Origin of the sequence: Catenulispora sp. GAS73 (genome assembly GCF_041262085.1) — a bacterium.
Lineage (GTDB): Bacteria > Actinomycetota > Actinomycetes > Streptomycetales > Catenulisporaceae > Catenulispora.
In genome coordinates, this window is record NZ_JBGCCM010000006.1 from 108,592 (window position 1) to 132,538 (window position 23,947).

20 protein-coding genes and 1 pseudogene are annotated in these 23,947 nt (G+C 69.7%); 8 read left to right on the forward strand and 13 right to left on the reverse strand.

What is annotated here, in order from left to right:
* Positions 1 to 118: 118 nt before the first annotated feature.
* Positions 119 to 898, reverse strand: a complete 780-nt coding sequence (locus ABH935_RS10875; RefSeq protein WP_370353621.1) for an HAD-IIA family hydrolase — start codon at positions 896 to 898, stop codon at positions 119 to 121.
* A 388-nt stretch (positions 899 to 1,286) separates the two neighbouring features.
* Here ABH935_RS10875 and ABH935_RS10880 point away from each other — a divergent pair, with 388 nt between their 5' ends.
* A complete protein-coding gene (locus ABH935_RS10880) occupies positions 1,287 to 1,514 on the forward strand; it encodes a hypothetical protein (RefSeq protein WP_370377709.1) in 228 nt (75 codons plus the stop codon).
* Positions 1,515 to 1,649: 135 nt separating this feature from the next.
* Here the strand turns inward: ABH935_RS10880 and ABH935_RS10885 are convergent, their stop codons facing one another.
* A complete protein-coding gene (locus ABH935_RS10885) occupies positions 1,650 to 2,384 on the reverse strand; it encodes an MgtC/SapB family protein (protein WP_370377710.1) in 735 nt (244 codons plus the stop codon).
* A 174-nt stretch (positions 2,385 to 2,558) separates the two neighbouring features.
* On the opposite strand from ABH935_RS10885, the gene ABH935_RS10890 reads away from it, so the two are divergent.
* Positions 2,559 to 3,221 (forward strand): acyltransferase, encoded by a 663-nt coding sequence (locus ABH935_RS10890; protein WP_370377711.1) that lies wholly within the window; start codon positions 2,559 to 2,561, stop codon positions 3,219 to 3,221.
* A 194-nt stretch (positions 3,222 to 3,415) separates the two neighbouring features.
* Here the strand turns inward: ABH935_RS10890 and ABH935_RS10895 are convergent.
* Both ABH935_RS10895 and ABH935_RS10900 read right to left on the reverse strand, forming a co-directional pair.
* Positions 3,416 to 4,228: pseudogene (locus ABH935_RS10895) on the reverse strand (glycosyltransferase 87 family protein); the annotation flags it as partial.
* Between the two features lie 153 nt (positions 4,229 to 4,381).
* Complete coding sequence (locus tag ABH935_RS10900; protein ID WP_370377712.1) at positions 4,382 to 6,106, reverse strand: GMC oxidoreductase; 1,725 nt, start codon at positions 6,104 to 6,106, stop codon at positions 4,382 to 4,384.
* Positions 6,107 to 6,250: 144 nt separating this feature from the next.
* Between ABH935_RS10900 and ABH935_RS10905 the strand changes: the two genes are divergently transcribed.
* On the forward strand, positions 6,251 to 7,051 hold the full coding sequence (locus tag ABH935_RS10905; protein ID WP_370377713.1) for a L,D-transpeptidase: 801 nt from the start codon (positions 6,251 to 6,253) through the stop codon (positions 7,049 to 7,051).
* A gap of 115 nt (positions 7,052 to 7,166) precedes the next feature.
* A complete protein-coding gene (locus ABH935_RS10910; RefSeq protein WP_370377966.1) occupies positions 7,167 to 8,603 on the forward strand; it encodes a GuaB1 family IMP dehydrogenase-related protein in 1,437 nt (478 codons plus the stop codon).
* 47 nt (positions 8,604 to 8,650) lie between these two features.
* Here the strand turns inward: ABH935_RS10910 and ABH935_RS10915 are convergent, their stop codons facing one another.
* Entirely contained in the window at positions 8,651 to 10,369 is a 1,719-nt protein-coding gene (locus ABH935_RS10915) for a YibE/F family protein (RefSeq protein ID WP_370377714.1), read from the reverse strand.
* 324 nt (positions 10,370 to 10,693) lie between these two features.
* Between ABH935_RS10915 and ABH935_RS10920 the strand changes: the two genes are divergently transcribed.
* Together ABH935_RS10920 and ABH935_RS10925 are read left to right on the forward strand one after the other, a co-directional pair.
* Positions 10,694 to 11,026: a YnfA family protein gene (locus ABH935_RS10920; protein ID WP_370377715.1), complete on the forward strand. Its 333-nt coding sequence runs from the start codon at positions 10,694 to 10,696 to the stop codon at positions 11,024 to 11,026.
* 19 nt (positions 11,027 to 11,045) lie between these two features.
* Positions 11,046 to 11,786, forward strand: a complete 741-nt coding sequence (locus tag ABH935_RS10925; RefSeq protein WP_370377716.1) for an MBL fold metallo-hydrolase — start codon at positions 11,046 to 11,048, stop codon at positions 11,784 to 11,786.
* Positions 11,787 to 11,803: 17 nt separating this feature from the next.
* Here the strand turns inward: ABH935_RS10925 and ABH935_RS10930 are convergent, their stop codons facing one another.
* The 5 genes from ABH935_RS10930 to ABH935_RS10950 all read right to left on the reverse strand — a co-directional run bounded on the left by ABH935_RS10930 (position 11,804) and on the right by ABH935_RS10950 (position 17,186).
* Positions 11,804 to 12,685, reverse strand: coding sequence for an Ig-like domain-containing protein (locus ABH935_RS10930; protein ID WP_370377717.1), 882 nt, complete (start codon positions 12,683 to 12,685; stop codon positions 11,804 to 11,806).
* Between the two features lie 69 nt (positions 12,686 to 12,754).
* On the reverse strand, positions 12,755 to 13,867 hold the full coding sequence (locus ABH935_RS10935) for a cytochrome c oxidase assembly protein (protein WP_370377718.1): 1,113 nt from the start codon (positions 13,865 to 13,867) through the stop codon (positions 12,755 to 12,757).
* Positions 13,868 to 14,037: 170 nt separating this feature from the next.
* Positions 14,038 to 15,456, reverse strand: coding sequence for an ABC transporter substrate-binding protein (locus tag ABH935_RS10940; protein ID WP_370377719.1), 1,419 nt, complete (start codon positions 15,454 to 15,456; stop codon positions 14,038 to 14,040).
* A 90-nt stretch (positions 15,457 to 15,546) separates the two neighbouring features.
* Positions 15,547 to 16,377 (reverse strand): carbohydrate ABC transporter permease, encoded by an 831-nt coding sequence (locus ABH935_RS10945; RefSeq protein ID WP_370377720.1) that lies wholly within the window; start codon positions 16,375 to 16,377, stop codon positions 15,547 to 15,549.
* Positions 16,374 to 17,186 carry a carbohydrate ABC transporter permease gene (locus tag ABH935_RS10950; protein ID WP_370377721.1) on the reverse strand — a complete coding sequence of 271 codons (813 nt, stop codon included), beginning with the start codon at positions 17,184 to 17,186 and terminating at the stop codon, positions 16,374 to 16,376. The genes ABH935_RS10945 and ABH935_RS10950 overlap by 4 nt, the downstream gene beginning before the upstream one ends.
* A gap of 590 nt (positions 17,187 to 17,776) precedes the next feature.
* Here ABH935_RS10950 and ABH935_RS10955 point away from each other — a divergent pair.
* A complete protein-coding gene (locus tag ABH935_RS10955; RefSeq protein WP_370377722.1) occupies positions 17,777 to 18,847 on the forward strand; it encodes a DUF475 domain-containing protein in 1,071 nt (356 codons plus the stop codon).
* A 71-nt stretch (positions 18,848 to 18,918) separates the two neighbouring features.
* On the opposite strand, the gene ABH935_RS10960 is transcribed toward ABH935_RS10955, so the two are convergent.
* Positions 18,919 to 19,392: a nuclear transport factor 2 family protein gene (locus tag ABH935_RS10960; protein WP_370377723.1), complete on the reverse strand. Its 474-nt coding sequence runs from the start codon at positions 19,390 to 19,392 to the stop codon at positions 18,919 to 18,921.
* Positions 19,393 to 19,539: 147 nt separating this feature from the next.
* On the opposite strand from ABH935_RS10960, the gene ABH935_RS10965 reads away from it, so the two are divergent.
* Positions 19,540 to 20,028: an ATP-binding protein gene (locus ABH935_RS10965; protein ID WP_370377724.1), complete on the forward strand. Its 489-nt coding sequence runs from the start codon at positions 19,540 to 19,542 to the stop codon at positions 20,026 to 20,028.
* A gap of 133 nt (positions 20,029 to 20,161) precedes the next feature.
* Here ABH935_RS10965 and ABH935_RS10970 read toward each other — a convergent pair whose 3' ends face one another.
* Together ABH935_RS10970 and ABH935_RS10975 are read right to left on the reverse strand one after the other, a co-directional pair.
* Entirely contained in the window at positions 20,162 to 22,849 is a 2,688-nt protein-coding gene (locus ABH935_RS10970) for an FHA domain-containing protein (RefSeq protein WP_370377725.1), read from the reverse strand.
* A 186-nt stretch (positions 22,850 to 23,035) separates the two neighbouring features.
* Entirely contained in the window at positions 23,036 to 23,884 is an 849-nt protein-coding gene (locus ABH935_RS10975) for an SAM-dependent methyltransferase (protein WP_370377726.1), read from the reverse strand.
* Between the last annotated feature and the right edge of the window lie 63 nt (positions 23,885 to 23,947).

Below are 23,947 nucleotides of genomic sequence, written 5' to 3' on the forward strand. Positions count from 1 at the left end.
GACGCTGCGGCCGCCCTGCCGGCGCCGCCCCTGCTGTTCTCATACATTGTCAAACCACTGTCTTCCGGCCGACGTGCGGCGGGAACGAAGGTGTTCACCGTCGGGACCCTGCTCTTGCTCAGACCTCGTCGACCAGGTCGGCGATCGACTTCACGATCCGGGAGGGCCGGAAGGGGAAGCGCTCGATCTCGTCGGCCTGGGTCACGCCGGACAGCACCAGGAAGGTCTCCAGCCCCGCCTCGATGCCGCACAGCACGTCGGTGTCCATGCGGTCACCGATCATCGCGGTCACTTCCGAATGCGCCTTGATCTGGTTCAGACCCTCGCGCATCATCAGTGGGTTGGGCTTACCCACGAAGTAGGGCTCCACACCGGTCGCCTTTGTGATGAGCGCCGCAACCGCGCCGCAGGCCGGCTGCGGGCCGTCCGGCGTCGGACCGGTGGCGTCGGGGTTGGTGGCGATGAAGCGCGCGCCGTTGGTCACCAGGCGGATGGCCCGGGTGATGGCGTCGATGCTGTAGGCCCGGGTCTCGCCCAGGACCACGTAGTCCGGCTCCGCCTCGGACAGCGTGTATCCCACGTCGTACAGCGCCGTGGTCAGCCCGGCTTCCCCTATGACGTAGGCGGTCCCGTTGGGCCGCTGGTTGTCCAGGAACTGCGCGGTGGCCAGCGCCGAGGTCCAGATGTGCTCCTGCGGCAGCGGGATGCCCAGGTTCGTCAGGCGCGCCGACAGGTCGTGCGGGGTGTAGATGGAGTTGTTGGTCAGCACCAGGAACGGCCGGTCCTTGGCCCGCAGCCGGCGGATGAACTCGTCCGCGCCGGGGATCATGTGTCCCTCGCGGATCAGGACGCCGTCCATGTCGGTCATCCAGCACTCGACTGGCTTGCGGTCATGCACTTCGATCTGCTCCTGGAATGGAAGGGAACATTGCGATGGTGGTGACCATCATTCCAGAAGTGAAAAGGTTTAGCGCCGGTGCGCGTGTCGCCTCGCGGCGGAAAGCTCGCCGCGGCTCCAGCCGAACGGTATTCCGCGACGGCGTAAATTGAGGCCCGGGGACATCTTCTACGCACCGGCGAGCACGAGGGTAGCACGGACGATCAGCATATTGTCCAAAGCGCCAGGTCACGGGGCTGCCGAGCGGACCCGGCGAAACGCTTCAAGAGGGCGATCGCCGCGAACGTGATCAACCGAACAGCGCAGGACCGTTCGCGCCCCGGGTTGATCTTGCGGAACCTACTGAAGGGCCCCGCGCATCGCGGGCCGTATGAGGAGGAGCACGACTATGAAGAGCCGTCTCGTGAAACTCACCGCGACCGCGGGTGCCACCGCACTGCTCGCCGGCTTCGGCGCCGTCGCGGCCACGTCCGCCTCCGCGGCGGCCTCGCCTGCCGCCGTCGTCACGCACTCGGCCACCGTGCCGATGAGTGCCCCGGTCTCGGTGCAGCAGCCGCACTGGTGGCCCTGGTGCCAGATCGACCTGCTCGGCCCGGTCCTGTGCATCAACCTCTAAGAGCCGACCGAATCTGTTGAGGGGCCACGGGGATTCCCCGGCAGCGGACGACCGGGGCCGGACGACGTCGCGTCGTCCGGCCCCGCCGCGCTTGTCAGAACTCTGTCTCGCTTGCCGTCGTGCCCGCCGGCCCGCTCACTGCTTCCCGGCCGGCGCCGGCACGCCCGCGTCGGCCGGGGAGACGTCGGTCACCGCCCCGGACACGTCCGGCTCGACCGTCGCCGCGGTGGCCGCGGCCGCCTGCTGAGCGGCGATCACCGGGTTGATCAGCACCACCGCGTCGCTGTCCGCGGTGTCCGCGGTCGCCACCCGCGCCTCGACCAGCTCCGAGGGGATGGCGTTGCCGTGCCGGAAGAAGGGCGAGTGCACGTGTTCGTCGTGGTGCACCAGGCCGTTCCAGCGGCGCGCGTCGAGCGTGCGGATCAGCGGGATGTGGCGCAGCTCCAGGGTGAGCAGCGTCGCCGCGGTCGCCGCGATCGACTCCTTCACCAGTCCCAGGCCGCACGCGGCGCCGATCGCGGAGCAGGCGAAGATGCTCGCCGCGGTCGTGATGCCGTGCAGCACCTCGTGCTCCTCGACGGTCTGCCGGAAGCACAGCCCGCCGCCGATGAAGCCGATGCCGGTGACCGCACCGGCCAGGATCGTGCTGGCGCCGTTGCCGGCCAGCACGCCTATCAGCGCGGTGGCCGCGCCCAGCAGCGAGAACGTCCGGTCGCCGGCCATCGCGCCGCGGATCTGCCGCTCGAAGCCCAGCGCGAAGGTGAGAACCCAGGCCATGGCGATGCGGCCGACCGCGTCCCAGTGGGTCGGGACGTGGATGTTCTCGGCCGACGGCGCGGCCGCCAGCAGGACCGCCCCCACTGCGTGCATTTCTGTCGTCCTCCCCTGATTTCCTCTGCCGATCCAACGGAACGATAGAGGTACGCGGCCCGGGGCCGGTACCCGAAGTCTGAACACTTGCCGGCCGTGATCGAACAGTTATGCAACGCGATGGCGCACGATACCGCTGCGGGAAGATCACAGGTAGGGGGTACCGTAGCGGCCATGGTGTCAGCGCTGGGCAACCGGCTGGCCGCCGGCGTGTGGGGCTGGCTGGCCAGGGCCGGGAAGGTGCACGCGGGCTCGCCGGCCGCCCGCCGTTTCGCCGCGTTCGGCGAGGGATCGACGATGGCGTTCCCGCCGGGCACGGTCTTCGGGGAACGCTACGTATCCGTCGGTGCGCACGTGCTGATCGGTGCCAACGTCACCATCTCCGCCGGTTTCGTCCCGGGCCTGGACCTCGGCCCGGACACCCTGATCCGGATCGGCAGCGGCGTGGTGCTGGGCCGCGGCAGCCATGTGGTCGGCCACCGCTCGATCGACATCGGCGACGACGTGTACACCGGCCCCAACGTCTACATCACCGATCAGAACCACGGCTACGACGATCCCGACGTCCCGATCGGCAAGCAGTGGCCCAGCGAGGCGCCGGTGCGCATCGGCCCCGGGTGCTGGATCGGCACCAACGCGGTGATCCTGCCGGGCACGGTCCTGGGCCGCAACGTGGTCGTGGCGGCGGGCAGCGTGGTCCGCGGCGAGTTCCCCGATCACTGCGTGGTCGGCGGCGTCCCGGCCAGGATGCTGCGCCGGTACGAGGCCGAGACCGGCTGGGCCCGGGTGGACTCGCTCCAGGCCCAGACCAGGAACGCCAGCCCCGCCAACGGATAGAGCGAACTGAGCAGCATCTGCAGCGGGTTCAGGTCAGGGGAGGGCCCGACGACCTTGTGCGGGACGGCCCAGATCAGGAACGACAGGAACACCGCGCACCACGCCACCGCGAGCTTCGGCGCCCGCGCCGCGAGCAGCATCGCCACCGGGACCGCCCACACCCAGTGGTGGGACCAGCTGATCGGCGAGATCAGCAGGCCGGTGACAGCGCACGTAAGCGCGCCGAGGGCATTGTCGCCCCGCTTCGAGTTCTGTGCGGCCACCCACAACCCCGCCGCGAGCACGACGACCGCCGCGACCGCCCACAGCGCCTTGGGATCGTCGATGTGCGTGATCCGCGCGATCATCCCGGACAGCGACTGGTTGTCGGTGATGTAGGTCTTGCCGACCTTGTCGGTCTCGAAGACCTTGTGCAGCCAGAACTTCACGGACGCGTGGGGGAGCAGCACGAAGCCGACCGCCATGGTCCCGACCGCGCTGAGCGCCGAGACCGCCGCCTCGCGCCGTCGGCCGGCCAGCAGGAACCACAGGATGAAGACGCCGGGAGTCAGCTTGATGCCGGTGGCCAGCCCGATGCCCAGACCGCGCGGCCATCTGCTGCTCGGTGCCCGGGTGAGATCGAAGAGGACCAACGCGATCAACGCGAGGTTGATCTGGCCGTAGCGCAGCGTTGTCCACACCGGCTCGAACCACAGCCCGAGTCCGGCGATCGCGGCGACCAGGGCCCAGCGCTCGGCGAACGTCGGCCGGTCCAGCCAACCGCCGACGAGCTTCGCCGCGAGGTGGACGACGAGCGCCAGCAACGCGATGTTGGCGGCGGTCACCAGGACCTTCAGGACGCCGACCGGGATCCAGCTGATCGCGGCGAAGAGCAGGGCGGCGAAGGGGGGATAGGTCGCGGGCAGCTGGTTGCCTCCCGCCGTCGCGACGTTCACCCCGGCGCCATAGAGGTCGCGGCCGTGCAGGACGGCCTGGCCCTCGAACCGGTAGACGACCATGTCGATCATCGTCGGGTGCGCGAGGACGCGGATGACGAGGTAGCCGGCCAGGCTCAGGGCGGCGAAGACGCCGAGCAGGACGGTGAGTCGTCGTCGATCCGGGAGGCGCACCACGCAGGAGACCTTACGGGATCGGCCCGTGTCTCCTTGATGACCCGTGCGCTACCGGATCTCCACGATCGGCAGCCGCAGCGCGCCCGGCGCCGCCTCCGGAACGGCGGGCTGCTTCGGTCGCACATACGGGATCCGCTTGTACGGTTCCCCCATCGCGGGCCGCGTGTCCTTCTCGCCCTTGTTCGGCCAGAACGCCGCCGCGCGCTCGGCCATCGCCGTGATGGTCAGCGAGGGGTTCACGCCGAGGTTCGCCGAGACCGTCGAGCCGTCCGCGACGTACAGGCCCGGGTGCCCGAACACGCGGTGGTAGGGGTCCACGACGCCGTGGTCGCGGTCGCGGCCGATGACGCAGCCGCCGATGATGTGCGCGGTCATCGGGATGTTGAACAGGTCGCCGACGGTGCCGCCGGGGATGCCGTCGATCCGGGCCGCGGTGCGGGTGACCGCCTCGTTGCCGGCCGGGATCCAGGTCGGGTTCGGCAGGCCGTGGCCCTGGCTGGTGGTGAGCTTGTTCTTGCGGAACAGGCCGCGCTTGCGGGACACGGTCAGCGAGTTGTCGAGGGCCTGCATGACCAGCAGGATGATCGACCGCTCCGCGAACTTGCGGCTGGGCAGCATGCGCGGGACCCAGGAGGGGTGCTTGACGCCGATGCCGAGCAGCTTGATCCAGCGCGGGGTGCGGCCCTCGCCGTCGGTCAGCCCGGTCTTCAGCAGCCCCATGGCGCCGCTGCCTCGGCCGTAGCGCACAGGCTCGATGTGCGTGTGCTCGTCGGGGTGGAAGGAGGAGGTGATGGCCACGCCTTCCGTGAAGTCGTACTGCCGCGGCTTCTTGGCCATCGCGCCGAGGAGCGATTCGGAGTTCGTGCGGGTCAGTTCGCCCAGGCGCGGGGACAGCGACGGCAGCGACCCGTCACCGGCCAGTTTGTGCAGCAGGCGCTGGGTTCCCAGGGCACCGGCGCTGAAGACGACGTGTTCGGCGGTCAGCGTGCGGCGGCCCTTGGCGAACCACTTGCCCGTCGAGGACGTCGTCACGCGGTATCCGCCGCCGTCCGGCAACGGGGTCACGCTCTCGACGGTGGTCAGCGGATGCACCTCGGCGCCCAGCTTCTCGGCGAGGTACAGGTAGTTCTTCACGAGGGTGTTCTTGGCGTTGTGGCGGCAGCCGGTCATGCACGCGCCGCACTGCAGGCAGGGGTTGCGGTCCGGGCCCGCGCCGCCGAAGAAGGGGTCGGAGACGGTGGTGTTCGGGGTGTTCGGTCCGGCGTCCGGGTCGCCGAAGAACACGCCGACCGGCGTCAGGTGGAAGGTGTCCCCGACGCCCATCTCCTCGGCGACGGCCTTCATCTGCACGTCCGCCGGCGTCATCGTCGGGTTCTGCACCACGCCGAGCATCCGCTTGGCCTGGTCGTAGAACGGTGCCAGCTCCTCGCGCCAGTCGGCCACGTCGCGCCAGTGCGGGTCGTCGTAGAACGGGTCCAGCGGCTCGTAGAGCGTGTTCGCGTACACCAGCGAGCCGCCGCCGACTCCGGCCCCGGCGAGCACGACGACGTCCTTGAGCCGGTGGATGCGCTGGATGCCCTTGCAGCCGAGCTTCGGCGCCCACAGGAAGGAGCGCAGCCGCCAGGAGGTCTTGGGGAAGTCGCCGTCGGCGAACCGGCGGCCGGCCTCCAGCACGCCGACCTTGTAGCCCTTCTCGGTGAGCCGCAGGGCGGTCACCGAACCGCCGAAGCCCGAGCCGATGACCAGCACGTCGTAGTCCGCCGCAGCTCCCATGGCGCGTAGAGTAGCCCCTATTTGACACTCGATCCAGTAGTAGTCGGCCGCTCGGTGGCGGCTTCTCCGAGAGCTTCTATAACAAGTGGGCTTTGACGGCGTTCCCGACGCAACGAGACCCGGGCTTTGAGCGTCGATAAGGGCATGAGGACTTCAGGGGCGGGGAAGGGCGGCGCTTTGATCGCCGTGGCCGGCGCGGTGGCGCTCGGCGTGACGGGGTGCGCGTCGAATTCCGCGAATTCGAGCGAGAGCAAGACTTCGACGACTGACGCGGTGCAGCAGGCGGCGGCCGTGGCCGGCACGTCGTCGGCGCCCGCCGCCGCGAACGCGGCCGCGAACACGTTGACGTCGTCCGTGCCCAACCGGCCGGCCGGCGGCGCGGCGAGCAGCCCCGCGGCCATCCCCGGCGCCGCCCCGGCGGCGGCCCGGAACAGCAACCCGGTGCCCAAGCTGACGACCAAGCCGCAGCCGATCCTGCACCCGACCAAGCCGACCACCCCGACCACGCCCGCGCCGCCCAAGAACACCGGATCCAACTGGCTGTCCGGCGTGCCGTTGGGCCACAACACCCCCGGTGCCCTGGACCCGCGCTGCAAGACCGGCCGCGTGGTCTGCATCGACATGAGCACCCGCACCCTGCTCTGGGTCGTCAACGGCAAGGTGCAGTACGGGATGGACGTGCGCTTCGGCGACGAGAACAACCCGACCCGCAAGGGCAAGTTCGACATCTACCTGAAGATGGAGCACTGCATCTCGACGATCTACCACACGTCGATGCCGGACGCGATGTTCTTCAGCGGCGGCGAGGCGGTGCACTTCTCCATCGACTTCGCGACCTACGGCTACGCGCACCACTCGCACGGCTGCGTGAACGTCCGCGACCGCGCCGCCGTGGCGAAGCTGTTCGCCGACACCCGGCTCGGGGACAGCGTGGTCGTCTACTGAGCCCGAGCTTTCTGAAGACACGCTTCTGAACCCGCGCCTCGGGCGCCTTCTGCCGTCGTGACCCCGGTCACCGCGTGAGGAGGCGCCCGTGACCGTTTTGATACAGTCTTACTACGTGCGTTTCCTCAACCAGTACTCACCTCCGTACGACCTCACGTACGACGACGTTTTCATGGTCCCCGCCCGATCCCAGGTGGGCTCCCGCCTGGCCGTGGACCTGAGTTCCTCCGACGGCACCGGGACCACGATCCCGCTGGTCGTGGCCAACATGACGGCGGTCGCCGGCCGCCGGATGGCCGAGACCATCGCCCGCCGCGGCGGCATCGCGGTCATTCCGCAGGACATCCCGCTCGACGTGGTCGCCGAGGTGATCGGCTGGGTCAAGGACCGCAGCCCGGTCTACGACACCCCGGTCACCCTCGCGCCCACCAGCACCGTCGGCGAGGCGCTGGCGCTGCTGCCCAAGCGGGCGCACGGCGCGCTGGTCGTGGTGGACTCCGACGGCCGCCCGGCCGGCATCGTCACCGAGGCCGACTGCGCTGGCACCGACCGGTTCACCAACGTCAGCGACGTCATGTCCCGCGACCTGCTCACCATCCCGGACGGCACCTCACCCGAGGCCGCGTTCGACGCCCTGGACGGCAAGCACCGCCTGGCCCCGGTCGTGGACGCCGACGGACGCCTCACCGGCCTGTGGACGCGCAAGGGCGCACTGCGCTCGGCGCTGTACAAGCCGGCGGTCGACGACCGGGGACGGCTGCGCATCGGCGCCGCGATCGGCATCAACGGCGACGTCGCGGCGCGCGCCAAGGAACTGCTCGCGGCCGGCGCCGACGTGCTCGTCATCGACACCGCGCACGGCCACCAGGAGAAGATGTTCGAGGCCCTGACCGCGGTGCGCGCGCTGAACCCGGGCGTCCCGCTCGTGGCCGGCAACGTGGTGTCCCCGGAGGGCACCCGCGACCTGATCGAGGCCGGCGCGGACATCGTCAAGGTCGGCGTCGGCCCCGGCGCCATGTGCACCACGCGCATGATGACCGGCGTCGGCCGCCCGCAGTTCTCGGCCGTCTACGAGTGCGCCGCCGAAGCGCACCGCCTCGGCAAACACGTGTGGGCCGACGGCGGCGTCCGCCACCCCCGCGACGTCGCGCTGGCCCTGGCCGCCGGCGCGTCGAACGTGATGGTCGGCTCCTGGTTCGCCGGCACCTACGAGTCCCCCGGCGACGCGGTGCGCGACGGCGACGGACGGCTCTACAAGGAGAACTTCGGCATGGCCTCGGCGCGCGCCGTGCGCCTGCGCACCGCCGAGGACTCCGCCTTCGACCGCGCGCGCAAGGCGCTGTTCGAGGAGGGGATCTCCAGCTCGCGGATGTACCTGGACCGCGACCGGCCGGGTGTCGAAGACCTCATCGACGCCATCACGGCGGGCGTGCGCAGCTCGTGCACGTACGCCGGGGCGAAGGACCTGGCGCAGTTCCACGAGCGGGCCGTGGTCGGCGTGCAGAGCGCTGCCGGATTCGCGGAAGGGAAGCCGCTGCACAGCAGCTGGTAGTTCGCTATAGCACTGAGGTGCGTATGGATACGCACCTCAGTGTTGGATCAGCCGTAGTAAGGCGGGTTCTGCTGCTGCCCACCATAGGGATCCGTTCCATAGGGATCGGTTCCATACGGATCGACACCATACGGGTCGCTCCCATAAGGGTTCTGTCCATAAGGATCCGCCACAGGTTGCGTTTGTGGCTGTGGCTGTGGGGGCGGCGTGGGTGCCGGGTACGGCGCGGGACGAGGCATCCGGTGCGGACCGCTGCCGGCGCGCGTCCCGTCCAGGTTCCACTCGCCGCTCCGCCGACTCTCCGGCATCCGCGCGACCGGCGTGGCACGTCCCCCGCCGCGCCGCGCGCCGGGCAGCGTGTCCTCGGCGAGAGCGTCGTCCTCGGCGAGGTCGTCGATCACGCTGCGCCGGCCGCCGCGGCGCTCGCGCAGGTCCGTGTAGGTCAGGCGCGGGCTCTGCGTCTCGTCGCCGTGGCCGCTTTCGCCACCGGCTTCGTGCCCGCCCTCGCCGGAGGCGAAGTACGCCGCCAGCGCGGTGGTGATCGGCACCGCCGCGGCCAGGCCGATCGAGCCCACCAGGGTGCGCACGATCTCCTCGGCCACCACCTCGGCGCCCGCCGCGCCGCTCCAGCCCTGGCTGGACGTGGTCATCAGGACGAACAGCGGGAGGCTGCCGCCTGCGTACGCGAGCACCAGGGTGTTCACCGTGGAGCCGATGTGGTCCCGGCCGATGCGCATGCCGACGCGGAACAGCTCGGCGGCGCCCATCGTCGGGTCGGCGGCCTTCAGCTCCCAGACCGAGGACACCTGCGTGGCGGTGACGTCGTTGAGCACGCCGAGGGCGCCGATGATGATGCCGGCCAGCAGCAGCCCTTGGACGTCGACCTTGTGGAAGTAGCCTGCGACGGTCGCGGCGTTGTCGTCGCCGAGCCCGGTCAGGTGGGCCAGTTTGGTGCCGGCCTCCCCGAGTCCGCCGATCAGCGCCAGGCTGATCGCCGTACCCAGGACGGCCACGGATGTTCGTACCGACACCCCGTGCGTCGCGTAGAGCGCCACGAACAGGATGACGCCCGCGGTGACCGCCGCGACCTCGATCGAGTTCTCCCCGCCGACGATCGCCGGCAGCGTGAACTTCACGAGCACCCCGAACGACACGGCCAGCGCCGCGATCGCCCCGGCCCCGCGCCAGCGCCCGACCACCAGGACGAACAGCGCGAACGCGATCGCCAGGCTCATCAGCGGCGGGCCGCGCTGGAAGTCCTTGATGGAGTACTGGCCGTCCGCCGGCTGGCTCTTGTCGTAGGTGAGCACCAAGCCGTCGCCGACCGAGTACTTGGGAGTGCTCGGGTCCACGCCCACGGTCACCGTCGCGGTCGAGCCCTTGGTGGGCCCGCTGGTGATCTGGACGGTCAGCTGGTCGTTGGTCGTGTCCAGCCCGCTCGGCGACGTGGTGCTGCCGCCGCCGGCCGGCGGCGCGGTGCCGCCGTTCGGCCCGGGCTGCACCAGCGTCGAGGCCGTCACCGTGCCCTGCACCCACACCTGCGGCGGGATCGGCGACTTCGCCGCCGCCGGCCACAGGAGCACGAGCCCGGCCACCGCCGCCGCGGCCACCGGCAGCAACAGCGCGGTGATCAGGGTCCGCAGCCGGGTCGAGGCCGGGGTGGCCGGGCCGTGGCCGTGGGAGTGCCCGTGGGAGTGTCCGCGACCGGACCCGCCCCGGCCGGAGCTCTCCTGCGCAGACCTCGATCGGCGGCTGCTCACGGCCATCGGCTCTCCGTGGGTCGGTGGTGCGGGGACGGAGCTCGGAGCCCGTTGTGGGGTGGGTCCGGGCTGCCGCCACACGATAGCGGCTGAAGGTAAGAACGACGCTTCGGCGTGAACATCTTTGCGGATTTTTGACTGGTGTCGATATTGGTCGCGGACTGGTCGCGGACTGTTTGCGGACTGGTCGTGGCACCTCCGGAATCGGTGTCGGGCAGCGGCTTTCGCGCTGGTATCAATCGGTTCGGTACGCCGTCGCGGTGTCACCACGCCCTAAGCTGGCGCGCGGTGGCGTCCGCCGGGAGCGCCTGAGCCGGGAGGTCGGGTGCAGTGACGGTCGCACGGTCCATCGCATTGTTCGTGGTCGCGGCGGTCCTGGAGATCGGCGGCGCGTGGCTGATCTGGCAGGGCGTGCGGCAGCACCGCGGCTGGGGATGGACGGCGTGCGGGGCGGTGAGCCTGGCGTTGTACGGGTTCGTCGCGACGTTGCAGCCCTCCTCGGATTTCGGGCGGGTCCTGGCCGCCTACGGCGGGGTGTTCGTGGCGGGCTCGTTGCTGTGGGCCTGGGTGGCCGACGGCTACCGGCCGGACCGCTTCGACGTCATCGGCGCGGCGGTCTGCCTGGTGGGCATGGCGATCATCATGTACGCGCCACGGCGGTGACGGCGGGCATCATGGACGCATGCGGGTGACAGTGCTGGGTGGCAGCGGGGCGTGGCCGGTGGCGGACGACGCGTGCAGCGGGTTCCTCCTAACTCATGACGGGTTCTCCCTTCTCGTCGATGCGGGCTACGCGGTACTGCCGCGCCTGCTGGAGCTGATGCCGGCGGAGCAGCTGGACGCCGTCTACATCAGCCACGGGCATCCTGACCACTGCGCCGATCTCAATCCTTTGCTTCGGGCTCGGGCGCTCGGCGGCGCCGACCCCGACCCCCTGCCCGTCTACGCACCGCACGGCGCCCTGAACGCCGTGCTGGCCCTGGACCGGCCGGGGATGCTCGACGCCGCGCTGGCCCGCCACGACTTCGAGCCCGGGGCGTCGTTCTCCATCGGACCGTTCGACCTGCGCACCGCGCTCCTTCCGCACTGGGTACCCAATGCGGCGGCACGCGTCGCGGCCGGCGGCCACGCCGTCGTCTACACCGGGGACGGTGGTCCGCACCCCGCGCTCGTCGAGTTGGCGCGGGGCGCGGACGCACTCATCGCCGAGGCCACGTATCCGGAAGTGATGGCCGACGGCGATGCCCCCTACCTGTCGACCGCCCGGCAGGCGGCACGGCAGGCATCGCAAGCGGGTGTGGGCAGGCTGGTGCTGACGCACCTGTGGCCGGGCTCAGAGCCGGGGGAGTACCTCGACGCGGCGGCGAAGGAGTACGACGGGCGCACCTGCGTCGCGAGCGGCGGGCTGTCCTTCGACGCGTAGCCGGGCCGCAGCCCCGCTCAACCCGCCGTCATGCTCACCGCCCCGGAATCGCTCGGGGCGTGCTCGGCGTCACCGCTGTACTTCGCGGAGGCGGTGTGCCGGCCCGGGCCGAGCTCGACCTGCACCATGGCCTTTCCGCCGGACATCGGGATCGGGCCGGAGGAAGCGTCGTCGACGGTGAACGTCACGCTGCCGGTGGCCGCCGAGGCGCCGCTCGCGCGATGCGCCGGCGACACCCGGGCCGACATGGTCACGATGCCGTCGCTGTTGGATACGGACAGCTTGGTGACCGTCTCGGACATGCCGGCCGCAGAGGATGCCGAGGATGTCTTGGAGCCGGAATCCTGCGGACCGTCGGAGGAACCGGACCCGGTTCTGTGCGAGGCGACCTTCGCGCCGTGGGCGGCAGTCCGGCCCGAGGTGGTCGAGGTGGTCGAGGAGCCGGAGCCGGTGTGTCCGGCCGCGTGCCCGCCGGACCGGCTGCCGCCGGCATGTCCGGTCGCGTGCGAAGCCGAGTGACCCGCACCGGTGTGTCCCGGCGAGCGCGAGCCCGAGCCCGAGTGGCCCGTGCCGCTGCGCCCGGCGGAGTGTCCGGAGTGCCCGGTCGCGTGTCCCGAGTGTCCACTCCTGTGGCTGCCGGCCGTACTCCCGGAGTGTCCGGAACTCGGCCCCGCGGGCTGCCCGGCGGCGAACGCCACCCCCGGCGTCAGCACCATCGCGGCCGCTGTGGCCGCGACCACCGCCCCCGAGTAGCGGCGGGTGCGGGATGTGGTCAAAGTCGTGCGAAACATGATGTCCTCCAGATCGTGGTGATCGGTGACCATCCGGTCCGGCGACGGGGCGTCGGCGCGGTTCCCGGTGGTGAGGACAACTCTCCCGGATATCCACAAACCGGACATCCGTCATCATGCTGAGATCAGTCTGCGGTGATCAGACGAGGCCGAACGGGTGACAACGGGCTCGCTCGGTCACTCCTCGTCGAGGAATCCCATCCGTCGGCCGAGCACCGGATCGGTCTCCCACCAGGGGCGGGTCCGCTTCGCGTCCTCGCCGCCGGCGGCCGCGCCGACAGCGGCCGGAGAAGTATGAGAAATAGACGCAGGGGTGGACGCGTCTACGTCATCCGTCTCGGCACCGGTTTCGCTGCCCGCGACAGCGGCAGCCGCAGCCGCAGCCGCAGTGACACCGGCGGCGGCAGTCGAAGCCGTCCCGTAGACGATCGCGCCCTCCGCCTCCAAGGCGTCCAGCTCCGCGTCCACCTCGGCGGCCCGGTCCCGGTCCTCGTCGAACATCCGCCGCCACAGCGCCCCGAGGAACGGCACCCCGGCCAGGTCCCCGATCAGCCACAACGCCCCGCCGCCCCACACCTGGTCCTGCCTCGGCGACAGCCCGCCCGGCCGGTTCAGCGCCGTGTACCAGTCCCCGGCGACCAGGTGGTGCCCGAGCATCAGGGTCAGGCCGAGCGCGCCGTCGGCGATCGCCTCCGCGAACGTGATCCACACCGACACCAGGTGCGGGTACTCCTTCGGCACCGGGTCCAGGCGCAGCCGCGTCCAGTAGTAGAAGAACCCGAGCGCGCTCAGCGCGAAGCTCAGGATCCACGCCGCGCCGCGCGAGCGCAGCGTGTCCTCGTAGATCGGCGAGAAGTAGACGGTGAACGGCGTCACCAGGAACACGATCGACACCACGGCCGGGAAGGTCAGCAGGGCCGCGATCCGCGTCGCCAGCACCCGCCGCACCGCGCCGGCCAGCCACCGCGGTCCGCCCTCGATCGCCAGCGTCAGCGGCATCCCCAGTGCCAGGAACAGCGGGACCACCATGAGCAGGGTGATGATCTGCACGGCCCGCGGCCAGAACATCACCTGCTGGTACACCGCCAGGAACGACATCGTCGTCCAGGCGAACAGCGCCAGCCCGATGACGAAGACCACGGTGCGGTACACGGGCCAGCGAGTGCCACGGCGCCGCGCCACGACCGTCCCGGCCACGTAGAGCGCCGCGACGACCACCAGGATCGCCCCGACGTAAGGGTTCAGCCGCCACGCCGAGCCCACCTGGGCCCCGCCCAGCGGAGCGGGCATCGGAACGGCCGTCAAGGCTGGCGTCACCATGGGTCCTGGCCCCTGCTCATATCGACGTGCGTGGTGGTTCCGCCCCGAAAAGGACGGGAAGCGCAGCCATTTTATGACTGCGCTTCCCGGTCTCGGCGGGCAGGTCCCGCGGACCTGCCGGGCTCACCTCCGAGCGGATGTCAGCCGCTCACCGCCGAGTTGTAGTCGCTGATCAGCTTCGAGATCTTCGTCGAGGCGTCGGACAGTGCCGAGTCCGCCGACGTGCCGGAGGTCGCCACCGACAGCATCGCCTGCTCCAAGTCGGCCCGCGCCTGCGGCATCACACCGAGCAGGCAGCCCGCGGTGGCGGGGGTCGGCTGGGTCGCCTTCAGTTCGTCGATCGCGGTCTGGAACTGCGGGTGCGCCTGCCGGTAGGCGACGTCCGTCGGGTCCTGCAGCGCCGAGGCGCTGACTGGGAAGTAGCCGGTCGCCTGGTGCCAGGCGGCCTGCCGCTGCGCCGAGGCGGCGAACTTCGCGAACTCCCAGGACGCGCGGACCTCGGCGTCGGAGTGCCCGACCCGGTCGATCCACAGCGAGGCGCCGCCGATGATGGGGCCGCCGGTGTCGGAGGCCGAGACCTTCGGGAACGGCGCGGTGGCCACGGTGAACGGCGAGGCGGACTTGGCGCCGGCGTCCACGTAGCCGCCGAGCACGCCGGTGGACTCCAGGTTCATCGCCACCTTGCCGGCCTTGAACGCCGCCTGGGCGTCCGCGGTCGGGCGGCCGGTGTTCAGCGCCTCGCCGTTCTTGACCAGCCCGGCCCACCAGTTGGTGTAGGTGAGCGGCGCGCCGGAGGTGATGTTCAGCTTGGTCGCCGGGGCGGTGCGGCCGTTGCCGTTGTCGCAGTACAGCGCGCCGGACTCGGCGGTCAGCTGCTCGACGAACCAGCCGTAGTCGGCGGCGCCGAAGCCGTACTGCGTGGTCTTGCCGCCGGCGTCCTTGACGGTCAGCTTCTGCGCGTCGGCGGCCAGTTCGTCCAGGGTCTTCGGCGGGTTCGCCGGGTCCAGCCCGGCCTTCCTGAACGCCTCGACGTTGATGTACAGCAGCGGCATCGAGGAGTTGAACGGCATCGACTCCAGCTTGCCGCCGACCGTGTAGTAGTTGGCGATGTTCGGCTGCAGGTCGGCCAGCGAGTAGCCGTCCTTGGCCGCGAGGTCCGCGACCGGCACGGCCTGCTTGGAGTCCACCATGAACCGGGTGCCGACGTCGTAGACCTGCATGATCGACGGCGTGGTGTGCGAGGACACCGCCGTCTTGTACTTGGCGATCGCGTCGTCGTACGAGCCCTGGAAGCTGTCCGTGACGTGGATCTTGCCCTGGTACTTGGCGTTGAAGGCGTCGACGAGCGCGGTGACCGCCTTCTGGTTGGTGCCCTGCATGCTGTGCCAGAAGGTCAGGTTCACCACCCCCTTGGCGTTGGTCAGCGCGTCGGCGCCCGGGACGCCGCCGGCGGACGAGCCGCCCTTCGACGACGACGAGCTGCAGGCCGTCAGCGCGACTCCGGCGGCCAGCAGGCCGGCGGCCACACGCAGCGAGCGCGTGCGGAGTGTTCTCCTCATTGAGGTTCTCCCCTGTGGATGGTGAAGGTGGCGAGGTGGCGAGGTGGCGAGGTGGCGAGGTGGCGATGGTGCGGTGCGTCGGTGAAGCGGTTACTTGACCGCCCCGCTGGTCAGGCCCTTGACGATGAACTTCTGGCCGAACACCACCAGCAGCAGCGTCGGCAGCACCGAGCAGGCGACGCCGGCCAGGATCAGCCGCGGGTCGGCGGACTCGGAGTTGTTCAGCTGCGACATCCCGAGCTGCAGCGTCTGCATCTTGGGGTCGTCGGTCACCAGCAGCGGCCAGAAGTACTGGTTCCAGGCGGACAGGAACGAGTACACGGCGATCGCGGCGATGGTCGGCCGGGACACCGGCACGACGATCCGCCACAGGAACCGCCAGTGCCCCGAGCCGTCGATCTTGGCCGCGTCGCGCAGCTCCATCGGGAACTGCAGGAACGACTGCCGCAGCATGAACGTGCCGAACGCGGAGGCCAGGAACGGCAGCACCAGCGCGAAGTAGGTGTTCGCCAGGTGCGCGTTCGAGATCGTCTTGTAGTTGGGGATGATGATCGCCTCCCAGGGGATCATCAACGTCGCCAGGAAGAGCCCGAACACCGCCTTGCGCCACTTCATCGGCAGGAAGACGAACGCGTACGCGGCCAGCAGGGAGGTCGCCAGCTGCGCGACCGTGATGATCACGGCCACGACCACACTGTTCAGGTACTGGCGGCCCAGCGGGATCGCGTGGAAGACGTCCGCGAAGTTCCCGGGGTGGATCCCGGAGGGGACCAGCGCCGGCGGGGCCTTGATCAGGTCGCGGGTCGGCATGATGCTGCCGGCCAGCGCGTAGTAGACCGGGAACACCACCGCGAGTGCCGCGATGATGAGCACCAGATATACGAGGACCTTCGCTATGCGGTCCTTCACGAGCGCGCTCACCGGTAGAACACCTTCCGCTCCAGCACCCCGAACTGGATCGCGGTGAGTACCAGCACGATGAACAGCAGCACGATGAACAGCAGCACGATGGCGTAGGCGCTGGCCGTGCCGAGGTCGCTGTTCCCGTTCTCGAAGCCCTTGTTGTAGATGGCGTAGACCAGCGTCATCGCCTTGCCCCCGGGGCCGCCCTCCGGGGCGAGGATCCGGATCGCGGTGAACGCCTGGAGGGAGTTGATGGTCGAGACGACAGTGAGGAAGAACAGTTGGGGTGACAGGAGAGGCACCAAGATGGAGCGGTTCAGTCGCCAGCCGGTGGCACCGTCCAGGCGCGCCGCCTCGATGATGTCGCCGGGGATCGCCGCCACGCCGGCGGACAGCACGAGCACGTTGTACCCGAGCGTCATCCACACCTGCACGACCACCACGGACAGCAGGACCCACTTGGGGTCGGTCAGCCAGCCCACCGGCTTGGTGCCGAAGTGCGCGAGCATCCCGTTCGCGATGCCGACCGCGGGGTTGTAGATCACCGCGAAGATCACCGAGGCGCTCGCCGCGGAGAAGGCGAAGGGCAGGGCGAACGCGCTGCGGAAGATCCGGATGCCGCGGATCCGCGATTCCATCAGGAGCACCAGCGCCAGCGCGCCGAGGACGCCGGGGAGCACGGTCATTACCGTGAACAGCGCGGTGGTGCCGAGGACTTTGTAGAACCCGGAGTCGGAGAACATGTCCCGGAAGTGCTTCAATCCGACGAAGCGCGAGGAGTTTCCGAAGATGTCGCTGCCGTGAGTGCTCAGGACGAACGACTCCACGAGCGGATAAAGGATGAATATCCCGAATACGGCGAGCGACGGCACGAGGAACAACCATGCCAATCCGTGGTCGCGCGACAGGAAAGCGGACCGGCGTCTGACGCCTCCACCTCTTGTCACCGCCGGTATCGCGTCAGCGTTCTGCGACGCCCCGTCCAACGCGGTCAAAACCCCACCCCTCTGATCAAGTGCTTGAATCGAGAACCCGTTGACAGCCCGAGGATCCCCGTTCCGCTGATCAGCGTGGCGGCGGCTGTCGAACGATCGGTTGCGCCGAGGAGTACCCCAGGCGACAAGTTCCCCGGAGAAGGCGCGTGAATCCCGTCCGTGACAACGTGCTTGTCGCCAGCGTGCCCGAGACGGGCGATGTTTAGGGATCTTCCCGACCCGGCGCCGGTGTGCCGCCCGACCAGTGGTAGCGCGCCGTCGGACATGAGCCCGTTTCCGGCAACCCTCGTCGTGTATTAGAAGTCTGAGTAGGGCATCCTAAGTACAGCGGTGGGTGCGCGTCAGGCGGGCCCGATCACGACGGCGCGGTCGGCTTCCGGCGTTCCCGGACGGCTGCGTGCTTTGCAGAAAGGGCCGTTGACATGCGCGGACGGGACTTCGGCGTCGCCTACGGCGCGACGCTGCTGGGATTAGTGCTCGCGTTGTGGCTCGGGGGGATCCAATCGGCCACCGTCGTCGCGATGCTGGCCGTGTTGGAAGTGGCGCTGTCCTTCGACAACGCCGTGGTGAACGCGACGGTGCTGCGCCGGTTCGACGCCCGGTGGCAACGCATCTTCCTCACCGTGGGCGTCCTGATCGCGGTGTTCGGGATGCGGTTGATCATCCCGATGGTGGTCCTGGTGGCCGCCACCCGGCAGGATCCGCTGCACGTACTGAGCAGATCCGTGACTGATCCGAACGGGTACGCCCACGAGATCCTCAGGGTGCAGCCGCTGATCGCGGCGTTCGGCGGGGTCTTCCTGCTGATGATCTTCATGGACTTCTTCCTCAGCGGCCACGACCAGATCTGGCTGCCGTTCTTCGAACGCCGCCTGGCCGCGGTCGGCGAGCGGTTCAAGCCGCTGGCGCTGGAGACCTTCCAGGTGGTCGGCGTCATCCTCTTCCTGCTGATCGCCGCCCGGACCTTCGCCACTGATCATCCGGTGGGCGTCCCGGTGGCCGGCGTCATCGGGCTGGTCACCTACTTCGCGATCAAACGGCTCTCGGAGGCCGCGGCGGACCGAAGCGAGGCGCTGGCCGAGGAAGCCGACGCGCGACCACCGCACGGCCGTCAGGCCCTGATGCTGTTCATCTACCTGGAAGTCCTGGACGCCACCTTCTCGTTCGACAGCGTCATGGGCGGCTTCTCGGTCACCGTCGACATCGCGCTGTTCACCATCGGCCTGGGCATCGGCGCGGCGTACGTCCGCAGCCTGACGGTGTTCCTGGTCCGCAAGAAGGCGCTGGACCGCTACGTCTACCTCGAACACGGCGCGTACTACTCGATCGGCGTGCTCGCGGTGCTGCTTCTGGTGGAGATCGGCCCGGACGTGCCGGACTGGCTGGCCTCGCTGGCCGGCACCTCGATGATCGTGGCGGCCTTCATCCATTCGGCGGTGAAGGCGAAGGGGGAAGAAAGGGCGGGCGCCGACCACCGCGCGTTGAAATCCTGACGGACCCGCCGCGCGGCGCGTCGGCCGACGCCGTCCCCGACGTCGAGCCGCCCGCCGCGACCCCGGTGCCCTCAGGACGCGTGGTGCCCGCCGCCCGCCTTTCCAGGGGTGTGCACAGCGACGGCGACCCGCCACGTCTGGAGCATGACGAGTTCTGAAATGCGCCACCCCTTCCCGGTCCGGCGGAAGGTGACGGAGTAGTAGCCCCCGCCGGGGTTCCACATGTCGCCCTTCTGCCCCGGGACCCGTACCGACATCGGGTTGAAGAAGTGCGCCTCGGCGCAGGCGCTGTCCCCGTTGATGTCGAAGCGTCGGTTGACGATGAGGTGCGCCCGCACCGGGACCTGGGTCAGCGACTTCTCCAGCCACTGCTGTGCGTCCTCCACGGAACCGCGGGGACCGCCGCTGGACTGGTAGTCGAAGACCGCGTCCTCGGTCGACATGCGTGTGAGTTCGGTCACTTGGTCGGTGTCGATCGCCACCGCGTAGGCCGTGAGCAGGTCGTCGAGAGCGAACCGGTCGGCCAGAGCGCGCTCGCTGTACAAAGGAAACCTCCAAATGAACGTGCATCCGCAGGAGTAGACCTGTTGTGCATGGGGCATGACTGCCAAGGCACGGACAGCAGGGCAACTGTACCGACGGCGGGGGAGCCGTTCCGAAACGGAACGTAGCGCGCCACAACGTGAGAGGTGATGGAAGTGCTCGGGGTCGGGCGGGAGCCGAAGAGCGGCTACCGGATCACCTTCGCGGTGCCCACGAGGTCCGAAGGGGCCTCGGCGGCGCGCCGGGTGGCCCGCGAGGTCTTCGTCGAATGGGGCCTGGACCTGGACGAGACGATGGTCGACTCGGCCATCGTGATCATCAGCGAGCTCGTCACCAACACCGCCAAGCACGCGGCGCTGTTGTGCCGCCAGGCCGAGGTGACGTTGGCGCTGGAGTACGGCTGCCTGACGGTGGCCGTCCACGATCGTCATCCGCATCGGCCGAAGGCTTTGCTCAGTCCGCATCCCGACGACAGCGGCGGCTGGGGCCTGCAGCTGGTGCGGGACCTGACGGCGGAGGTCGGCGGTCGCACCGAGGTGCCGGCCGATCCGGACGGCGGCGGGAAGACGGTACGGGTCGAGCTGCCTTTGCGGGTGAACAGGTACTGGGAGTTCGAGAGTACTGTCGGGGCGGCTTAGGTCGACCTCCCTCATAGGAACTCCCCATCGCGAAGCGAACTGAATGGTGCGCACCCCGATTCTCCGGGAAGCGCACCATTGTCGTATCAGCAGTCATGCCAGCTTTCCAGGCCGGCTCTCCTATAGGGCATCGCTACTTCTGCTTCGGCTGGCCCACCGGCCGGATCGCCAGCCACGCCCCGGCGACGCACACCACGGTCAGCGCGGTGAGCGCGGCGATGTCGCCGTACCAGGTGGCGGACTTGTGGGCCTGCGTCGCGTCGCACTTGGCGCCGGGCAGCGGACCGCGCGGCGAGGTGTCGTTGCAGCCGGTCCCCAGGAGCACGTCGGCGTTCGCCGTGGAGGCGGCGGCCGAGTAGCCCCACTTGGCCGAGGCCAGGTAGCTGGCCTGCTCCAGACCCGGGGTCTTGTTGACCGGGAAGGCCGAGCCGGTGAACAGGAACTCGGCGAACAGGATGACCGGCAGGATGGTCAGCGCCTTGTCGGCGTTGGACACGAACGCGGAGATCAGCAGGCCCAGGGCCATCGCGGCCAGGCCGGCCAGGGCGACGTCGACGAACAGTTCGAGCTGGCCGGAGGAGAACACCGAGCCGTCGCCGGGTCCGCCCTGCCGCACGATGCCCAGGAACACCAGGACCGCGGCTTGGGCGATGGTCAGCAGGCCCAGCAGGATCACCTTCGACAGCACATACGCCGATGGCGAAAGCCCGATCGCTCTCTCCCGGGTGAGGATCGGTTTCTCCTTCACGATCTCGCGGATCGAGTTGGAGGCGCCGAGGTACGTCGCGCCGAGCACCAGCGCCAGCAGCACCGAGCCGGCCTTGCGGGAGGCGACCGGATCGGTCGTGGACAGGTCGTGGGAGCCCAGCACCGCGAGCATCAGCAGGCCCAGGATCGGCGCCTGCATGAACAGCATCGCGGTGTTGCGCTTGTCGGCCCACACCACCGAGCTGAACCGCTTGAACAGGGTGGCCAGCTGGTGACCCCAGTGCGGGTTCGCCGCCGGGACCGCGGCCTGCTGTGCGTTGGCCGTGCCGTTCACCTTGTTCAGCTGTGCGCCAAGCGGAGCCTGGACGTACTGCTGGTCCGCCGGGGAGCCGGCGAAGGCCTGCTGCGCGAAGCCGGGCGCGGCGCGGTCCAGGTCCTGGAACACCTCTGCGTAGGTGCTTCTGCTGAAGAACTGCAGAGTCTCCGGCGGAGGGCCGAAGAACGCGGTCTGCCCGCCGGGCGCCAGGAACAGGATGCGGTCGCAGCGGTCCAGGCTCTGGATGCTGTGCGTCACGGTGATGACCGTGCGGCCGCCGTCGGCGAGCCTGCGCAGCAGGTCCATCACGGACTTCTCGTAGCCCGGGTCCAGACCGGAGGTCGGCTCGTCCAGGATCAGCAGGCTGGGCCGGGTCAGCAGTTCGATCGCCACTGAGGTGCGCTTGCGCTGGCCGCCGGAGAGCTTCTCCACGGCCAGGTCCCCACGCTCGGTCAGGCCGAGCTCGGCCATGACCTCGTCGACGCGGGCGTTGCGCTCTGCCGCCGGGACGTCCGGCGGGAAGCGGAGCTGCGCGGCGTAACGCAGAGCGTCGCGGACCTTCAGCTGCGGGTGCAGGATGTCGTCCTGCGGGACGTAGCCGACGCGGTTGCGGAGCTCTGCGTAGTTCGCATAGAGGTCGCGTCCGTTATAGAAGACGGCGCCACGGTCCGCGGGGCGGTTGCCCGTCAGAGCCTTCATCAGCGTGGACTTGCCAGCGCCGGTCGGGCCGAGCACCGCCAGGAAGTCGCCGCCCTCCAGGGCGAAGCTCACGTTGTCCAGCAGGACCTTGGGTCCGGCCAGCACGCCGAGGTTCGCTGCGGAGAAGGTGATCCCGCCGGTGTCGACGAACTCCTGGAGTACGCCGTTGTGGAAGCGCAGCAGGTGCCGCGCTATAGCGATGATCGCGCCCTCGCGGACCTCTGCGCGGTTGACCCGCATACCGTTCAGGTACGTGCCGTTGTGGCTGCCCTTGTCGACGATCTCGAAGCGGCCGCCCTTGAACTGCAGCTCCGCGTGGAAGCGGGAGGCCTGTAGGTCGTGCAGGACGATGTCGTTGGCGGCGTCTCGGCCTATTCGCAGCGTGTTGGAGGTCTGATAGACGCCGGTGTACTCGCCGAGGCGTGGCTGCTGCGGCTGCTGCGCGGGGTTCTGCTGGGGGACGTACGGAACGGCCTGCGCGACGGCGCCGGGCTGCTGTCCCCATGGCTGCTGCGAAGGGGCGCCACCTATATGCGCGGCCGCATGGGGAGCGCCCATGGGAGTGAATACCGGCGCACCTGGCGCAGATCCCTGAGGTGTGGGCTGGCCATGCTGCACCGGCTGACCGAGCTGTCCGGGCTGTCCCTGCGGACCCGGATACGGCTGTCCCGGGTGTCCCTGCTGTCCTTGGTAGCTGGGCTGAGGCGGGGGACCGGGCTGCGGAGGCTGGGCGCCGCCCTGCTGGAATCCGGGCGGCGGCAGGTTAGGCCGCTGCGCACCGGGCACCAGGCGCACCTCCTGGCCGTCCACCGGGTGTCCGAGCCGCACCACCACCGGACCCGGCAGCGCCATCGGCTGCGTCAGGCGGGTGTTCTGCACGAACGTGCCCTGACTCGACGAGTCCTCAAGGATCCAGGCGCCGCCCTGGCGATAGAGCGTGGCGTGGACCCGGGACGCCCGCGGCTCGGCGACGATCACGTCGGCCTGGTTGGGGTCGCGGCCGATGACGACCCGGCGGGTCCCGTCGAAGACCCGCTCGTTCCCGTCGGGAAGGATCTGCAGGGTCAGCGGTGCGGCCTGTTCCGGTTGCTGGGACACGGGCCCATCATTTCGGCTCGGCCCCCCGCCCTGCAACGCGGGTCCGGAACCGTGAAGCGCGTGTGACATGCGCGATGTCGCAGGTCTGCGCGGTGGGACCGGACTGGTTACCGGTCCCAGGGCGGGGCGTTCCGGGACAGTAGGGACAGTAAGACGACGTAAAGCTCTGAACCCTGTTAGGGGTTATCACCGCTTCCGGCCGACACCGGCGTACATCCAGTACTGGTCGATGTCGGACGGCAGCTCCTCGGTCGGCCGCCAGGCGGGCAGCCGCACCAGACCGGGGTCGACGAGATCGAAGCCCTCGAAGAAGGCGGAGATCTGCGCGTGGTCGCGGGCCGCGCCCTCGGCGGCCTTCTGGTAGACCTGCAGCTTCTCCTGGTCGGCCGGCAGCAGGTCGGAACCGGCGTGCGAGATGACCAGGAAGCTGCCGGGGGCCAGGTTCTCGGTCAGGGTGGCGAGCACGCCCGCCGGGTCGTTGGCGTCCGGGAAGAAGTGCAGCACCGCGACCATCAGCAGCGCGACCGGCCGGTCGAAGTCGATGAGCGCGGTGACGTCCGGGTGGGTCAGGATCGCCTTCGGGTCCCGCAGGTCGCCTTCGAAGACCCGGGTGCGCGCCTCGTCCGCGAGCAGGGCCCGGCCGTGCACGGTGACCAGCGGGTCGTTGTCGACGTAGACCACCGAGGCGTCCGCGTGCACGGACTGCGCCACCTCGTGCGTGTTCCCGGCGGCCGGCAGCCCCGCGCCGATGTCCAGGAACTGCTTCACCCCCTGCTCGGCCGCGTACTTCACAGCCCGCCCCAGGAACGCCCGGTTGGCCCGCGCCAGCGTGGAGATGATCGGCATCGCCTCGGCGATCTTCTCGGCGACCTCGCGGTCCGCCGGGAAGTTCTGCTTGCCGCCGATCCAGTAGTCGTAGATCCGCGCCGGGTGCGGCTTCGAGGTGTCTATTCGGCTCGCGGCGTCCGCAGCGGTGTCACTGGCGGCGGCGGGGGTGACGGGGTTGGACCAAGGGGTCCCGGCGGCAGAGCTCATGGCGCCGGATTCTACCGACGCTGCACGAGTGTTGATACGACGAATGGGGGAGGACGTTGAGCC

Bases quoted from the DNA above. Each gene is read 5' to 3' on its own strand.
- ABH935_RS10880 (WP_370377709.1), top strand. From the start codon at position 1,287: ATGAAGAGCCGTCTCGTGAAACTCACCGCGACCGCGGGTGCCACCGCA.
- ABH935_RS10885 (WP_370377710.1), bottom strand. From the start codon at position 2,384: ATGCACGCAGTGGGGGCGGTCCTGCTGGCGGCCGCGCCGTCGGCCGAG.
- ABH935_RS10890 (WP_370377711.1), top strand. From the start codon at position 2,559: ATGGTGTCAGCGCTGGGCAACCGGCTGGCCGCCGGCGTGTGGGGCTGG.
- ABH935_RS10900 (WP_370377712.1), bottom strand. From the start codon at position 6,106: ATGGGAGCTGCGGCGGACTACGACGTGCTGGTCATCGGCTCGGGCTTC.
- ABH935_RS10905 (WP_370377713.1), top strand. From the start codon at position 6,251: ATGAGGACTTCAGGGGCGGGGAAGGGCGGCGCTTTGATCGCCGTGGCC.
- ABH935_RS10915 (WP_370377714.1), bottom strand. From the start codon at position 10,369: ATGGCCGTGAGCAGCCGCCGATCGAGGTCTGCGCAGGAGAGCTCCGGC.
- ABH935_RS10925 (WP_370377716.1), top strand. From the start codon at position 11,046: ATGCGGGTGACAGTGCTGGGTGGCAGCGGGGCGTGGCCGGTGGCGGAC.
- ABH935_RS10930 (WP_370377717.1), bottom strand. From the start codon at position 12,685: ATGTCCGGTTTGTGGATATCCGGGAGAGTTGTCCTCACCACCGGGAAC.
- ABH935_RS10935 (WP_370377718.1), bottom strand. From the start codon at position 13,867: ATGCCCGCTCCGCTGGGCGGGGCCCAGGTGGGCTCGGCGTGGCGGCTG.
- ABH935_RS10940 (WP_370377719.1), bottom strand. From the start codon at position 15,456: ATGAGGAGAACACTCCGCACGCGCTCGCTGCGTGTGGCCGCCGGCCTG.
- ABH935_RS10955 (WP_370377722.1), top strand. From the start codon at position 17,777: ATGCGCGGACGGGACTTCGGCGTCGCCTACGGCGCGACGCTGCTGGGA.
- ABH935_RS10965 (WP_370377724.1), top strand. From the start codon at position 19,540: ATGGAAGTGCTCGGGGTCGGGCGGGAGCCGAAGAGCGGCTACCGGATC.
- ABH935_RS10975 (WP_370377726.1), bottom strand. From the start codon at position 23,884: ATGAGCTCTGCCGCCGGGACCCCTTGGTCCAACCCCGTCACCCCCGCC.